Source organism: Desulfosporosinus lacus DSM 15449 (assembly GCF_900129935.1).
Lineage (GTDB): Bacteria > Bacillota > Desulfitobacteriia > Desulfitobacteriales > Desulfitobacteriaceae > Desulfosporosinus > Desulfosporosinus lacus.
The window spans coordinates 39,529-52,675 of the sequence record NZ_FQXJ01000021.1 but is presented as its reverse complement, the minus strand read 5'-3'; the positions used below and the strand labels follow the sequence as shown (position 1 = coordinate 52,675).

Here is a 13,147-nt window from a genome sequence, read left to right as displayed (position 1 = left end):
CAAATGCTAAACTACTATAGTGTGATTAAGGGGGAAAGCATTTTGATGCTTGATGAAACCTTCAAACACGCCAAACAAAAAACTGTTGGGTTAAAGCAAACCCAACGAGCCCTTGAAAAAGGGTGCGTTCGGCGCGTTTATATGGCTAAAGATGCCGAAACGCATGTTCGTCGCCCTATTTTTGAATGGTGCGAGAGTCATAGCGTGGAGTACGTTGAAGTTCCTACTATGAAGGAATTAGGGAAAGCGTGCGGGATTGAAGTAGGTACAGCAATAGCGGCCATATTGCGAGAGTAACGCCCGTCTGGCTACCCAATAAAGCTGAGTTTGGAATTGCTTGTTAAATGCTGCAGCAAGCAATTCCTTGTATATTGATTTCATTAGAAAGGAGGCGGAGACATGCCGACAATTAATCAACTTATCCGTAAGGGACGTGCCACAATCGAAAAAAAATCAACAGCTCCGGCTTTACAGTGGGGATATAACTCACTTAAACGTAAGCAATATCCCTCAGGAGGATCCCCTCAAAAACGAGGAGTTTGTACTAGGGTTTATACTACCACTCCTAAAAAACCTAACTCAGCACTCCGGAAGGTTGCTCGTGTGCGTTTAACTAATGGGCTTGAGGTAACCACCTATATTCCTGGAATCGGACACAACTTACAAGAACACTCCGTGGTTCTTATTCGTGGCGGTCGTGTTAAGGACATTCCTGGTGTGCGTTATCACGTTATTCGTGGTGCTTTGGACACAACTGCTGTTCAAAAACGTTCGCAAGGTCGTTCGAAGTATGGTGCAAAACGTCCTAAGAAAGCCTAATAAGTGCTCTTAAATTGTCTCGAAATGTTAATATTATGATACAAAGGAGGTTACCAAATGCCACGTAAAGGATATGTTGCCAAACGCGATGTTCTGCCAGATCCGATTTACAAGAATCAAACTCTAACCAAGTTTATCAATCAAATTATGTTAGATGGTAAAAAGGGAACGGCTGAAGCAATTTGCTACGGCGCATTTAATATGATTCAGGAAAAGTCTGGCAAAGATCCTCTTGAAGTCTTCAGTACTGCGCTAAAGAATGTTATGCCGGTATTGGAAGTAAAGGCACGCCGTGTTGGGGGAGCAAACTATCAAGTCCCTATCGAAGTACGTGCTGAGCGCCGTACTACCCTAGCTCTGCGTTGGCTTGTCGCTATGGCTCGTAAACGGGGCGAGAAGACAATGCAAGAGAAGATTGCCGGAGAATTACTTGATGCCTCTAACAATACAGGGGGTTCAGTAAAGAAAAAAGATGATATGCACAAAATGGCTGAAGCAAATAAGGCTTTTGCGCATTACAAATGGTAATTTGAGACACACTGATTTTGACAGAAAGGGGGATTCTCAATGGCAAGACAATTTTCACTAGAAAATACGCGCAATATAGGTATTATGGCTCATATTGACGCAGGAAAAACGACAACAACTGAACGTATCCTTTTTTATACCGGACGTGTGCATAAAATTGGAGAAGTTCATGATGGCGCTGCGACGATGGACTGGATGGTCCAGGAGCAAGAACGCGGTATTACTATCACCTCTGCGGCTACAACATGCCAATGGAAAAACAACCGGATTAATATCATTGACACACCAGGGCACGTGGACTTCACTGTGGAAGTTGAACGCTCCTTGCGTGTACTAGACGGTGCTGTAGCAGTGTTTTGTTCAGTCGGTGGCGTAGAGCCTCAATCGGAGACTGTATGGCGTCAAGCGGATAAATACAAAGTTCCGCGGATCGCTTTTATTAACAAAATGGATCGATTGGGTGCGGATTTCTTCCGCGGAGTTTCCATGATAACTGACCGATTGGGTGCTAACCCTGTACCGATCCAATTGCCGATTGGTGTTGAGGAAAACTTCAAAGGAATTGTCGACCTAGTGACAATGACATCGACAATCTATACAGATGACCTAGGTACGACTGAAGAGCATAGTGCGATCCCAGAAGACCTAGCTGAATTAGCCAGTGAATACCGTGAAAAGTTAATTGAAGCGGTTTCTGAAACAAGCGAAGAACTCATGATGAAGTATCTTGAAGGGGAAGCACTCACAGAACAAGAAATTCGCGACGGCATACGCCGCGGAGTCATCGGGAACAAATTTATCCCGGTCATTTGTGGTTCTGCATTCAAGAACAAAGGAGTTCAACCTTTGCTGGATGCTGTAGTTGATTATATGCCATCGCCATTAGATGTACCGCCAATTAACGGAGTACATCCTGATACCGGGGCAGAAGATCAGCGGACAGCCTCAGATACTGAACCTTTCTCCGCTTTAGCCTTTAAGATCATGGCTGACCCATTCGTGGGTAAACTTGCATTCTTCCGGGTCTATTCTGGAGTTTTAGGTGCCGGTTCTTACGTCTACAACTCGACTAAGGGCAAGCGCGAACGCATCGGACGGATCCTTCAAATGCATGCCAACCACCGCGAAGATATACAAGAAGTGCGTTCAGGTGATATCGCTGCTGCCGTCGGCTTAAAGGATACCTCGACAGGGGATACCTTATGCGACGAGAAGACTCCAATCATTCTGGAGAAAATGGTATTCCCAGAGCCTGTTATCTCTGTATCGATTGAGCCTAAGACTAAAGCCGACCAAGAAAAAATGGGCGGGGCACTCGGCCGTTTGGCTGAAGAAGATCCGACCTTTAGAATGCACACCGATACAGAAACTGGGCAGACGATCATCGAAGGAATGGGTGAACTTCATCTGGAGATTATCGTTGACCGCTTACAGCGAGAATTTAAGGTACAATGTGATGTAGGTCGTCCACAAGTTGCTTATAAAGAAACCATTCGGAAGACTGTTAAGTCCGAAGGGAAATTTGTTCGCCAGTCTGGTGGACGCGGTCAATATGGACATTGTTGGATCGAGTTGGAACCTCTTGAGCCCGGTAGCGGTTTCGAATTCGTTAACAAGGTAGTCGGAGGAGTTATCCCTCGGGAATACATTAATCCGATTGGAGCCGGTATCGAAGAAGCGATGCAAAATGGTATTCTTGCTGGCTATCCTCTGCTTGACATGCGTGCAACAGTGTATGACGGTTCTTACCATGATGTTGACTCTTCAGAAATGGCCTTTAAGATTGCTGGATCTATGGCATTTAAAGCCGGTGCGCTCAAAGCTGATCCTGCGATCATTGAACCGATCGAGAAAATCGAAGTGACAGTTCCTGAAGAATATATGGGAGATGTCATTGGAGATATAAGCTCACGTCGTGGTCGGATTGAAGGAATGGAAGCGCGTGGCAATACTCAAGTTGTTCGTGGATTTGTTCCACTTTCCGAAATGTTCGGGTATTCAACCGACTTACGCTCAGCAACTCAAGGCCGTGGAGTCTATGTGATGCAGTTCGATCACTATGAAGAAGTCCCAAAAGGCATTGCGGATGGCATTATTGCTAAGCGCCAAGGGTCATAGGCGAAGTTTGAGGCGCGAAGCACGAGCTTTTGTTCGGGCTTCGTAACCTCCCTGAATCATATAACTTTATAGTATATTAAAGGAGTGATTAAAATGGGAAAAGCTAAATACGAACGTACAAAACCACATGTTAACGTAGGAACCATTGGTCACGTTGACCATGGTAAAACTACTACGACAGCGGCAATCACCGTTGTTCTTTCCAAGCACGGTGGCGCTGTAGCTACAGCGTTTGACCAAATCGACAAGGCTCCTGAGGAACGCGAACGTGGAATCACCATTTCCACTGCACACGTTGAGTATGAGACTGACAATCGTCACTATGCACACGTGGACTGCCCAGGACACGCTGACTATGTTAAAAACATGATCACTGGTGCGGCTCAAATGGACGGAGCCATCCTCTGTGTTTCTGCCGCTGACGGCCCTATGCCACAAACCCGTGAACATATTCTCTTGGCTCGCCAAGTAGGTGTTCCTAGTATTGTAGTTTGGCTTAACAAGGTAGACATGGTTGATGATGAAGAGTTAATCGAGCTCGTTGAAATGGAGCTTCGCGAACTCTTAACTGCCCAGGAGTATGATGGTGACAATGTTCCTATCATTCCTGGTTCTGGTCTAAAAGCCCTTCAGTGCGGTTGCGGAAAACGTGATTGCGAATGGTGCGGCAAGATCTGGAATCTCATGGATGCTGTTGATTCCTATATCCCAACTCCAGAGCGTGACACTGACAAGCCTTTCTTAATGCCTGTCGAGGATGTCTTCACTATTACTGGACGTGGAACGGTTGCTACAGGTCGTGTTGACCGTGGTAGAGTTAAAGTCGGTGACGAGGTTGAAATCGTTGGTTTGACTGACACTGCCCGTAAGACTGTCGTAACAGGCGTAGAGATGTTCCGTAAACTCCTTGATTCAGCTCAAGCTGGAGATAACATTGGAGCTCTCCTTCGTGGAGTTGAGCGTAAAGATATTGAGCGCGGACAGGTTTTGGCTAAAGCCGGATCAATCAAGCCTCACACCAAGTTCTCTGGTGAAGTATACGTTCTTAATAAAGAAGAAGGTGGCCGTCATACCCCGTTCTTCCATAACTATCGCCCACAATTTTACTTCCGCACAACAGATGTAACTGGAGTAATCACTCTTCCAGAGGGCACTGAAATGGTTATGCCTGGCGACCGTGTAACGATTGAAGTTGAACTTATCACTCCAATCGCTATGGAAGAAGGACTTCGCTTTGCTATCCGTGAAGGTGGCCGTACTGTTGGTTCAGGTATCGTTGCAAAAATTAACAGCTAAGAAATATTTTTTAGACTTAATGACGAGAGGAAAAGTCACTTTTCCTCTCGTCATTAAAAGCCAGTCAGTAGTCGCCAGTTGACGGAAGGTTGGATTAAATGAGAAACACACTTTCCGGCCTCTGACTTCTGACACCAGGAATGGCGTAAAAGGTTGCTGGACGAGTGACTCCGCTTGGTCAGGGAATTTTTACGCTCGAAACCCGTATAACGGGAATTATGAGGAGGTTGTAACTTATGAGCCAAAAGATCAGAATTCGGCTTAAAGCATTTGATCACAAAACACTTGACCAATCAGCAGAACGCATAGTTGAAACTGCAAAACGTACGGGCGCACAGGTTAGTGGACCAATTCCTCTTCCAACAGAGAAAAGCATCTACACCATTTTGCGCTCGCCACATGTCAATAAAGATTCACGGGAACAATTTGAGATGCGCACTCATAAACGCCTAATTGATATTCTTGAACCGACGCCTAAGACAGTGGATGCGCTCATGCGCTTAGATCTGCCAGCCGGTGTGGATATCGAAATTAAGTTGTAATTGGCTAAAATTAGAGTAGCAAATCATTTAACTTTGTGATATACTATCGTTATGTTTGTTGTGCGAAACACCCGGTAGCGTGGAGTTGCTACCGGGTGGCTGGCATAATATAAATAAAATAGCGCTCTCGTGCTCTAGAGGAATCTAGCGCACTTCAAAGCGTTTAGGAGGTGGCATTCGTGTCAAAAGGAATTTTAGGTAAAAAAATTGGTATGACTCAGGTTTTTACAGCTGAAGGACGTGTGGTTCCGGTTACTGTCGTTGAAGCGGGTCCTTGCCCGGTAGTGCAGAAGAAAACGATTGCAACAGATGGCTACAACGCTATCCAAGTGGGCTTTTCTATCCTTCGCGATGGCTTGAGCAATAAGCCTCGAAAAGGACATTTCCAAAAGGCTTCTCTTAAGCCTATGCGATATGTTCGTGAGTTCAGAGTCAATGATATCGAGAGCTATGAGGTTGGGCAAGAAGTGACTGTAGATCTGTTCACAGTTGGCGACAAAGTTGATGTTGTAGGTACTTCTAAAGGGAAAGGGTTTGCCGGTATGATCAAGCGTCATAACGCAAGTCGCGGACCGATGGCACATGGATCCAAGTATCATCGTCGTTCAGGTTCCCTTGGCGCGAAAGGCCCGGCTCGAGTCTTTAAAGGTCGTGAGTTGCCAGGACGTATGGGTGGCGAACGTGTAACAGTACAAAACCTGGAAGTTATCCGGGTTGATATGGATAAAAACTTGATCTTGATTAAAGGGGCTCTCCCTGGAGCGAATAAGTCGTTGCTCATTCTGAAGCCTTCTGTCAAGGCGAAGTAACACTGGGAAAGGAGGAATAAGCAATGCCGAAAGTTCAAGTAGTAAATATGCAAGGCGCAGCTGTCGGAGAAATTGAACTCAGTGAAAATGTGTTTGGAATTACTCCGAATGTCCACGTTCTTCACTCAGCAGTTGTCTCGCAATTAGCAGGAGAAAGACGGGGAACTCAGTCTGCTTTGTTACGCGGTGAAGTTCGCGGAGGTGGACGCAAACCGTGGCGTCAAAAAGGAACGGGCCGTGCACGTTCTGGAAGTACGCGCTCTCCATTGTGGAGGGGCGGCGGTGTAATCTTCGCTCCTAAACCACGCAAATATGGTTTTAAATTACCTAAGAAAGTACGCCGATTAGCTTTGTACTCGGCGCTCTCTTCGAAAGTCTTAGAGCAACAGCTGATTGTCCTTGATGATTTAAGCATAAATGAGGCAAAAACTCGAGAGATCGTTCAAGTGCTCAAAGCTCTTAATATTGATAAGAAGGCTATGATTGTGATGGATAATGCTGATGAGGCAATATTCCGTTCAGCCCGTAATATCGAGGGTGTAAAAGCAATGGATGTCGCTGGAATGAATGTTTTCGACCTGCTTCATCATGACATCCTAGTGATGACCAAAGCGGCAGTAACTAAAGCAGAGGAGGTGTTAGCGTAATGCGCGACGCACGAGATGTCCTCAAAAGTCCGGTAATATCTGAGAAGTCCGTAGGACTTGTTGAAGAAAACAAATACACCTTCTGGGTAAATCCAGCTGCGAACAAGATTGAAATCAAAGCTGCGGTGGAAAAGATGTTTAAAGTATCCGTAGTGGAAATCCGTACATTATCCGTAAAAGGTAAAATGAAGCGGGTTGGGAAATATCTTGGCAAAACATCGAACCGTAAAAAAGCGATTGCTACGCTTAAAGCTGGAGATAAGATTGAAAACTTCGCGGGCCTGTAAGCAGCTTGAAGCAAAGGAGGATAATGAAGACCTATGGCAATAAAGACTTATAAACCTACCTCTCCAAGCCGTCGAAATATGACTGGTTCGACGTATGAAGAGATTACCAGAACTGAGCCTGAGCGCTCTTTAGTCAAGCCTTTGACTAAGAAAGCGGGTCGTAATAACGACGGTCGCTTGAGTGTTCGCCATAAAGGCGGCGGACATAAGCGAAAGCTTCGTATCATTGACTTTAAGCGCAACAAAGATGGAATTCCTGCTCGTGTTGCGAGTATTGAATATGATCCAAATCGTTCAGCTAACATTGCATTGTTGTTTTATCAGGATGGCTTTAAAACCTATATTTTAGCGCCTAATGGCTTAAGTGTTGATCAGATGGTTGTTTCTGGTCCGGATTCTGACATTAAAGTAGGCAACTGCCTACCGCTTCAGAACATTCCAGTCGGTACTTTGTTACACAACATCGAAATGAAACCTGGCAAGGGTGGACAAATGGTTCGCTCAGCTGGTGGATCAGCTCAACTTATGGCTAAAGAAGGATCTTATGCAACCTTAAGACTTCCATCGGGCGAGATGCGAATGATCCGTATTGAGTGCCGAGCAACTATCGGTGAAGTAGGAAATCTTGACCATGAGAACATTAATATTGGTAAAGCCGGCAGATCACGCTGGATGGGCATTCGTCCTACAGTCCGCGGATCTGTAATGAACCCTGTGGATCACCCGCACGGTGGTGGTGAAGGCCGTAACTCAATAGGTCGCAACCCATGTACTCCTTGGGGAAAACCAGCTCTGGGTGCAAAAACCCGCAAGAAGAAGAATCCGTCGAATCGCTTTATTGTGAAGCGGCGCAGTAAGTAGTCGAAAGGAGGCCCATGAATGAGCAGATCTCTGAAAAAAGGACCTTTCGTCGAATCTCGTTTACTCGAACGGGTAGAAGCGATGAACGAATCAGGTGACAAACGTGTCATCAAGACTTGGTCCAGACGCTCAACAATTTTCCCGCAAATGGTCGGACTCACCATTGCGGTTCACGATGGACGAAAACATGTTCCGGTCTATGTTACAGAAGACATGGTTGGGCATAAACTCGGAGAGTTTTCGCCTACTCGCACCTATAAGGGCCATGCTGGCAGCGAAAAATCCAGCGGCTTACGATAATTCGAGAGGAGGTTAAGGCACATGCAAGCAAAAGCAGTGGCAAAATATGTACGTATCTCTCCTCGTAAGGTACGCCAAGTTGTTAATTTGATTCGTGGCAAAAAGATCAGTGATGCGTTCGCAATCCTTCAGTTTACCCCTAATGGATCCACTGATGATGTGACCAAGGTACTGAAGTCTGCAGTCGCAAATGCAGGGCATAATTATGACATGAATGTTGATGATCTGTATATTACTGAAATATGTGTGGATCAAGGACCGACTTTAAAACGTATCAAGCCTCGAGCTATGGGACGTGCTGACCAAATCCGGAAACGGACGAGTCACATTACCGTGGTTGTAGGCGAGAAGAAGGAGGGCTAAACTGTGGGTCAAAAGGTTAATCCCAAAGGCCTCCGCGTCGGAATTATCCGGGACTGGGAAAGCCGTTGGTATGCAGATAAGAACTACATGGAACTTCTTCATGAAGATTTGAAGATTCGTGAGTTCGTAAAGAATAAACTTAAACAAGCGGGATGCCCTAAAGTCGAAATTGAGCGGGCAGCCAGTCGTGTTAAAGTATCTGTCTACGCTGCAAAGCCTGGTATTGTTATCGGACGTGGTGGCACTGAAGTCGAAAATCTGCGCAAACAACTTGAAGCCATAACAGGCAAGCAAGTAGCAGTAAATATCGTAGAAATTAAGAAACCTGAGCTTGACGCCCAATTGGTTTCAGAAAACATTGCACTACAACTTGAGAAACGCGTATCCTTTCGTCGGGCCATGAAGCAAACAGTTGGACGGACAATGAGGCAGGGCGCTCAAGGTATTAAAATTCAATGCAGCGGTCGTTTGGCTGGAGCCGAAATTGCCCGAACCGAATGGTATCATGAAGGAAAAGTACCCCTTCACACCCTGCGTGCAGATATTGATTACGGATTTGCCGAAGCCAATACCACGTACGGAAAAATTGGTATCAAGGTTTGGATTTATAAAGGTGAGGTTCTACCCGCCAAAAAGGCCGTCGCTCAGGTGGAAGGAGGAAACTAGATGCTAGTCCCAGCCAGAGTGAAACATCGGAAACAACATCGTGGACGCTTATCAGGTAAGGCTACACGCGGTAATAAAATCACGTTTGGTGAATTTGGCCTTATGGCTATGGAAGCAGGCTGGATTACGAATCGACAAATTGAGGCTGCTCGTATTGCTATGACCCGTTACATTAAACGTGGCGGTCAAGTTTGGATTAAAATCTTTCCGGACAAGCCTATTACAGCTAAACCTGCTGAAACACGCATGGGTAGTGGTAAAGGTTCCCCGGAATATTGGGTAGCTGTAGTAAAGCCAGGCCGTGTAATGTTTGAATTAAACGGCGTAACGGAGGAACAAGCACGCGAGGCCTTACGTCTTGCAATGCATAAACTCCCGATCAAGTGCAAGTTCGTTACCCGTGCAGATCAAGAAGGAGGTGACGCAAATGAAAACTAAGGATTTCCGAGACCTAACGAATGAAGAAGTATTAAAGGAAATCGACGAGTTCAAAACAGAACTGTTTAATTTGCGTTTCCAGTTGGCAACGGGACAATTAGATAACCCGATGCGAATTCGTGAAGTCCGCAAAGGAATAGCCCGCGGTAAAACGATTCTTCGTGAGCGCGAGTTAAAGATTGAACGTGCCTAAGGTGAGAAAGGAGGCATTTTAACGTGGAAAGAGCCCAACGTAAGGTTCGATCTGGCAAAGTTGTCAGTGACAAGATGGACAAAACTGTTGTTGTGTCAGTTGAGATCACAGAGAGTCATCCGATTTATAAAAAATCAATCACACGCACAAAAAACTATAAGGCTCATGACGAGAACAATGAAGCCCGCATCGGGGATACTGTCACGATCATGGAAACACGCCTCTTAAGTAAGGATAAGTGCTGGCGCGTAGTTGAGATAACTCAGAGATCAATTGCTCTCTAAATCTTTGATATTTAGTTCGGAAGGGGGTCAATGGAATGATCCAAGTACAAACTAGGCTTAGAGTTGGCGACAACTCAGGCGCTAAAGAGTTGATGTGTATTCGTGTGCTCGGCGGTTCAATGCGCCGATATGCAACGATTGGAGATATTATTGTTGCTTCTGTTAAACAAGCAACGCCAGGGGGCGTTGTTAAAAAGGGAGACGTTGTTAAGGCTGTAGTAGTACGAACGAAGAAAGAAATTCGGCGTACCGACGGATCTTATATACGGTTTAGCGAAAACGCGGCAGTCCTCATCAAGGATGACAAAAGTCCTCGCGGCACCCGTATCTTTGGACCAGTAGCGCGCGAGTTGCGTGATAACTACATGAAAATTATTTCCTTAGCACCGGAAGTTATCTAAGACCCATGATGGGTGGAGGTGAAGAAAGTGGCTGCTACTAAGCATAAGGTACAACCTAGCAAGATACACGTTAGAAAAGGCGACTATGTCATGGTAATCAGCGGCAAGGATGCCGGCAAAAAAGGCAAAGTCATTGATGTGATTCTTAAGAAGGGCCGTATAGTGGTTGAGAAGGCCAACATGATCAAGCGTCATACAAAACCTTCTCAAAGCATGCCTCAAGGCGGCATCGTTCAAAAAGAAGCTCCAATGGCCAGCTCAAATGTAATGTTATATTGCCAAGAGTGTAAATCCGTGACTCGTGTCAGTTATAAGGTAACGGAAGACGGTAAATTCCGCGTCTGTAAAAAGTGCGGTGTGAATCTACCGGATAAACACTAATCGCGAAAGGAGGGACCTTAGTGGCTCGTCTGCATGATAAATATTTAACCGAAATAGCTCCTGCCTTACAGCAGAAGTTTGCTTATAAAAATGTGATGCAAATTCCAAAAGTTGATAAAATCGTTATCAATATGGGTGTTGGTGAAGCGGTTCAAAACTCCAAAGCGATTGATTCCGCGGTTGGTGATCTTATGAAGATTGCTGGACAAAAGCCGATTGTCACACGAGCTAAGAAATCTATTGCGGCATTTAAGCTTCGCGAAGGAATGCCCATTGGTTGTAAAGTCACTTTACGTGGTCAACGTATGTATGAATTCATGGATCGACTCTTAAACGTGGCGTTGCCTCGTGTTCGAGACTTCCGCGGTATTTCAGCAAAGGCGTTTGACGGACGTGGAAATTACACCTTAGGAATCAAGGAGCAACTGATCTTCCCTGAAATGGAGTACGATAAGATCGACAAGCTTCGTGGGATGGATGTAGTCTTTGTAACAACGGCAAAAACCGATGAGGAAGCGCGAGAGTTGCTTCGTGGATTCGGAATGCCATACCGTGATTAGAGAAAAGGAGGTTCAAGAACGTGGCTAAGACATCAATGGTTGTCCGCCAAAATCGTGGACAAAAATTCGCAGTACGTTCGCATAACCGTTGCAAGCTTTGTGGACGTCCCCATGCTTACATGCGGAAATTCGGAATTTGCCGGATTTGCTTCCGGGAGTTGGCTCACAAAGGGGAACTTCCTGGAATCACGAAGGCCAGTTGGTAAAACATTGTAAGGAAGGGGGACGACTGAAGTGTCAATGTCAGATCCGATAGCAGATTTTTTAACTCGTATCCGCAACGCGGGAATGGTTTATCACGATAAAGTTGAGGTGCCAGCATCTCGTATTAAGAGAGAGCTTGCGGAATTGCTTAAATCAGAAGGGTACATCAAGGATGTAGAATTCATTGCCGACGACAAACAAGGCGTGATTCGGATGTATTTGAAATACGGTCCAAACCGTGAGCGTGTTATTACCGGGCTGAAGCGGATAAGCCGTCCGGGACTGCGTGTTTATGCGAAAAAGGATGAAATTCCGAAAGTCCTTGGTGGACTTGGAGTCGCAGTTATTTCAACATCCAAGGGGATAATGACAGATAAGAAAGCCCGAAAAGAGGGCCTTGGTGGAGAAGTAATCTCCTACATTTGGTAATTTTCTAAGGCGGAGGTGCAGTGAATGTCCAGAATTGGCAAGCGCCCCATTGGAATACCCAGTGGTGTGGACTTCAAAATAGAGAGTAACGTTGTTACAGTTAAGGGTCCGAAAGGCACCTTAACAAGAGAAATTCATTCATTAATGAACATTGCCGTAGAAGACTCACAAATCATTGTTACACGGCCAGATGATCAACCTTTAAGCCGTTCTCTGCATGGACTGACTCGCACGTTAATCGCCAACATGGTAGAGGGCGTTACGAATGGGTTTACCAAGGGTCTGGATATGGTTGGGGTTGGATATCGTGCTGCGAAGCAAGGAAACAAGTTGGTTTTAACGGTTGGAAAATCACACCCAGTTGAACTTACTCCCTTTGAGGGGATTGACTTTGAAGTTCCTGCACCCAATAAAATTTTGGTTAAAGGAATGGATAAAGAACTCGTTGGTGCTTTTGCCGCTGTTGTTCGCTCCGAACGGCTGCCTGAACCCTATAAAGGCAAAGGTATTAAATACGAAGGTGAAGTCATCCGTCGTAAAGTAGGTAAGACAGGTGGCAAAAAAGGCGCCAAGAAGTAATACAAATTAGGCAAGGGCAAAATCTCTTGCCAACGTGAAAGGAGTGTGTTCCCTTTGATTAAGCGCATTGATCGTAAGGCTATTCGCTTGAAAAAGCATAAGAGTATCCGCAAGAATGTTATCGGAGTTGCCGAGCGTCCTCGCTTAGCAGTGTTTCGGAGCTTGAATCATATTTATGCTCAGGTTATCAATGACGAGCTCGGAGTAACACTTGTTGCGGCTTCTTCTCTCGATCCAGAGTTCAAAGCAGCAGAATTGTCAGGTGGTAACACCGCTGGCGCTCAAAAGGTTGGCGAACTGGTTGCGAAGAAAGCCCTTGAAAAAGGAATCACGCAAGTAGTATTCGATCGTGGAGGAAATGTCTATCACGGGCGAATCTCAGCATTGGCGGAATCAGCGCGAGAAGCTGGACTCAGCTTCTAAGCTTGGGTAAAGGAGGAAT

Annotated in this window: 23 protein-coding genes; all 23 read left to right on the top strand. The window is 45.6% G+C overall.

Annotated features, from left to right (window positions below):
- Positions 1 to 45 precede the first annotated feature (45 nt).
- The gene (locus BUB11_RS21675) at positions 46 to 297 is read left to right on the top strand and encodes a L7Ae/L30e/S12e/Gadd45 family ribosomal protein (protein ID WP_073032204.1); all 252 of its coding nucleotides are present in this window, start codon (positions 46 to 48) and stop codon (positions 295 to 297) included.
- A gap of 102 nt (positions 298 to 399) precedes the next feature.
- Positions 400 to 819, top strand: coding sequence for a 30S ribosomal protein S12 (gene rpsL, locus BUB11_RS21670; RefSeq protein ID WP_073032202.1), 420 nt, complete (start codon positions 400 to 402; stop codon positions 817 to 819).
- Between the two features lie 57 nt (positions 820 to 876).
- The gene (rpsG, locus tag BUB11_RS21665) at positions 877 to 1,347 is read left to right on the top strand and encodes a 30S ribosomal protein S7 (RefSeq protein ID WP_073032200.1); all 471 of its coding nucleotides are present in this window, start codon (positions 877 to 879) and stop codon (positions 1,345 to 1,347) included.
- Between the two features lie 39 nt (positions 1,348 to 1,386).
- Entirely contained in the window at positions 1,387 to 3,465 is a 2,079-nt protein-coding gene (fusA, locus tag BUB11_RS21660; protein WP_073032198.1) for an elongation factor G, read from the top strand.
- Positions 3,466 to 3,558: 93 nt separating this feature from the next.
- Positions 3,559 to 4,761 (top strand): elongation factor Tu, encoded by a 1,203-nt coding sequence (gene tuf, locus BUB11_RS21655; protein WP_073032197.1) that lies wholly within the window; start codon positions 3,559 to 3,561, stop codon positions 4,759 to 4,761.
- A 236-nt stretch (positions 4,762 to 4,997) separates the two neighbouring features.
- Positions 4,998 to 5,303 (top strand): 30S ribosomal protein S10, encoded by a 306-nt coding sequence (gene rpsJ, locus BUB11_RS21650; protein ID WP_007778414.1) that lies wholly within the window; start codon positions 4,998 to 5,000, stop codon positions 5,301 to 5,303.
- Between the two features lie 179 nt (positions 5,304 to 5,482).
- Complete coding sequence (gene rplC / locus BUB11_RS21645) at positions 5,483 to 6,112, top strand: 50S ribosomal protein L3 (protein ID WP_073032195.1); 630 nt, start codon at positions 5,483 to 5,485, stop codon at positions 6,110 to 6,112.
- A gap of 23 nt (positions 6,113 to 6,135) precedes the next feature.
- Positions 6,136 to 6,759: a 50S ribosomal protein L4 gene (gene rplD / locus BUB11_RS21640; RefSeq protein ID WP_073032193.1), complete on the top strand. Its 624-nt coding sequence runs from the start codon at positions 6,136 to 6,138 to the stop codon at positions 6,757 to 6,759.
- Positions 6,759 to 7,046, top strand: a complete 288-nt coding sequence (gene rplW, locus BUB11_RS21635; RefSeq protein ID WP_073032191.1) for a 50S ribosomal protein L23 — start codon at positions 6,759 to 6,761, stop codon at positions 7,044 to 7,046. Before rplD ends, rplW begins: the two co-directional genes overlap by 1 nt.
- A gap of 33 nt (positions 7,047 to 7,079) precedes the next feature.
- Positions 7,080 to 7,907 carry a 50S ribosomal protein L2 gene (rplB, locus tag BUB11_RS21630; RefSeq protein ID WP_073032190.1) on the top strand — a complete coding sequence of 276 codons (828 nt, stop codon included), beginning with the start codon at positions 7,080 to 7,082 and terminating at the stop codon, positions 7,905 to 7,907.
- An 18-nt stretch (positions 7,908 to 7,925) separates the two neighbouring features.
- A complete protein-coding gene (rpsS, locus tag BUB11_RS21625) occupies positions 7,926 to 8,207 on the top strand; it encodes a 30S ribosomal protein S19 (protein ID WP_073032188.1) in 282 nt (93 codons plus the stop codon).
- 21 nt (positions 8,208 to 8,228) lie between these two features.
- Positions 8,229 to 8,570: a 50S ribosomal protein L22 gene (rplV, locus tag BUB11_RS21620; RefSeq protein WP_073032186.1), complete on the top strand. Its 342-nt coding sequence runs from the start codon at positions 8,229 to 8,231 to the stop codon at positions 8,568 to 8,570.
- A 3-nt stretch (positions 8,571 to 8,573) separates the two neighbouring features.
- Entirely contained in the window at positions 8,574 to 9,236 is a 663-nt protein-coding gene (gene rpsC, locus BUB11_RS21615) for a 30S ribosomal protein S3 (RefSeq protein ID WP_073032184.1), read from the top strand.
- Positions 9,237 to 9,674, top strand: a complete 438-nt coding sequence (gene rplP / locus BUB11_RS21610) for a 50S ribosomal protein L16 (RefSeq protein WP_073032182.1) — start codon at positions 9,237 to 9,239, stop codon at positions 9,672 to 9,674.
- Positions 9,664 to 9,867 carry a 50S ribosomal protein L29 gene (gene rpmC, locus BUB11_RS21605; RefSeq protein WP_014901242.1) on the top strand — a complete coding sequence of 68 codons (204 nt, stop codon included), beginning with the start codon at positions 9,664 to 9,666 and terminating at the stop codon, positions 9,865 to 9,867. The genes rplP and rpmC overlap by 11 nt, the downstream gene beginning before the upstream one ends.
- Before the next feature lie 23 nt (positions 9,868 to 9,890).
- The gene (gene rpsQ / locus BUB11_RS21600) at positions 9,891 to 10,151 is read left to right on the top strand and encodes a 30S ribosomal protein S17 (protein ID WP_073032180.1); all 261 of its coding nucleotides are present in this window, start codon (positions 9,891 to 9,893) and stop codon (positions 10,149 to 10,151) included.
- Between the two features lie 35 nt (positions 10,152 to 10,186).
- Positions 10,187 to 10,552, top strand: coding sequence for a 50S ribosomal protein L14 (rplN, locus tag BUB11_RS21595; RefSeq protein WP_073032178.1), 366 nt, complete (start codon positions 10,187 to 10,189; stop codon positions 10,550 to 10,552).
- Positions 10,553 to 10,579: 27 nt separating this feature from the next.
- The gene (gene rplX, locus BUB11_RS21590) at positions 10,580 to 10,933 is read left to right on the top strand and encodes a 50S ribosomal protein L24 (protein ID WP_073032176.1); all 354 of its coding nucleotides are present in this window, start codon (positions 10,580 to 10,582) and stop codon (positions 10,931 to 10,933) included.
- A gap of 20 nt (positions 10,934 to 10,953) precedes the next feature.
- Positions 10,954 to 11,493, top strand: coding sequence for a 50S ribosomal protein L5 (rplE, locus tag BUB11_RS21585; RefSeq protein WP_073032174.1), 540 nt, complete (start codon positions 10,954 to 10,956; stop codon positions 11,491 to 11,493).
- A 20-nt stretch (positions 11,494 to 11,513) separates the two neighbouring features.
- The gene (locus BUB11_RS21580; protein WP_045574846.1) at positions 11,514 to 11,699 is read left to right on the top strand and encodes a type Z 30S ribosomal protein S14; all 186 of its coding nucleotides are present in this window, start codon (positions 11,514 to 11,516) and stop codon (positions 11,697 to 11,699) included.
- 28 nt (positions 11,700 to 11,727) lie between these two features.
- Positions 11,728 to 12,126 (top strand): 30S ribosomal protein S8, encoded by a 399-nt coding sequence (gene rpsH / locus BUB11_RS21575; protein ID WP_073032173.1) that lies wholly within the window; start codon positions 11,728 to 11,730, stop codon positions 12,124 to 12,126.
- 24 nt (positions 12,127 to 12,150) lie between these two features.
- Positions 12,151 to 12,705: a 50S ribosomal protein L6 gene (rplF, locus tag BUB11_RS21570; RefSeq protein ID WP_073032170.1), complete on the top strand. Its 555-nt coding sequence runs from the start codon at positions 12,151 to 12,153 to the stop codon at positions 12,703 to 12,705.
- 54 nt (positions 12,706 to 12,759) lie between these two features.
- On the top strand, positions 12,760 to 13,128 hold the full coding sequence (gene rplR, locus BUB11_RS21565) for a 50S ribosomal protein L18 (RefSeq protein ID WP_073032168.1): 369 nt from the start codon (positions 12,760 to 12,762) through the stop codon (positions 13,126 to 13,128).
- Positions 13,129 to 13,147 lie beyond the last annotated feature (19 nt).

Bases quoted from the DNA above. Each gene is read 5' to 3' on its own strand.
- BUB11_RS21675 (WP_073032204.1), top strand. From the start codon at position 46: ATGCTTGATGAAACCTTCAAACACGCCAAACAAAAAACTGTTGGGTTA.
- rpsL (WP_073032202.1), top strand. From the start codon at position 400: ATGCCGACAATTAATCAACTTATCCGTAAGGGACGTGCCACAATCGAA.
- rpsG (WP_073032200.1), top strand. From the start codon at position 877: ATGCCACGTAAAGGATATGTTGCCAAACGCGATGTTCTGCCAGATCCG.
- fusA (WP_073032198.1), top strand. From the start codon at position 1,387: ATGGCAAGACAATTTTCACTAGAAAATACGCGCAATATAGGTATTATG.
- tuf (WP_073032197.1), top strand. From the start codon at position 3,559: ATGGGAAAAGCTAAATACGAACGTACAAAACCACATGTTAACGTAGGA.
- rpsJ (WP_007778414.1), top strand. From the start codon at position 4,998: ATGAGCCAAAAGATCAGAATTCGGCTTAAAGCATTTGATCACAAAACA.
- rplD (WP_073032193.1), top strand. From the start codon at position 6,136: ATGCCGAAAGTTCAAGTAGTAAATATGCAAGGCGCAGCTGTCGGAGAA.
- rplW (WP_073032191.1), top strand. From the start codon at position 6,759: ATGCGCGACGCACGAGATGTCCTCAAAAGTCCGGTAATATCTGAGAAG.
- rplB (WP_073032190.1), top strand. From the start codon at position 7,080: ATGGCAATAAAGACTTATAAACCTACCTCTCCAAGCCGTCGAAATATG.
- rpsS (WP_073032188.1), top strand. From the start codon at position 7,926: ATGAGCAGATCTCTGAAAAAAGGACCTTTCGTCGAATCTCGTTTACTC.
- rplV (WP_073032186.1), top strand. From the start codon at position 8,229: ATGCAAGCAAAAGCAGTGGCAAAATATGTACGTATCTCTCCTCGTAAG.
- rplP (WP_073032182.1), top strand. From the start codon at position 9,237: ATGCTAGTCCCAGCCAGAGTGAAACATCGGAAACAACATCGTGGACGC.
- rpmC (WP_014901242.1), top strand. From the start codon at position 9,664: ATGAAAACTAAGGATTTCCGAGACCTAACGAATGAAGAAGTATTAAAG.
- rplN (WP_073032178.1), top strand. From the start codon at position 10,187: ATGATCCAAGTACAAACTAGGCTTAGAGTTGGCGACAACTCAGGCGCT.
- rplF (WP_073032170.1), top strand. From the start codon at position 12,151: ATGTCCAGAATTGGCAAGCGCCCCATTGGAATACCCAGTGGTGTGGAC.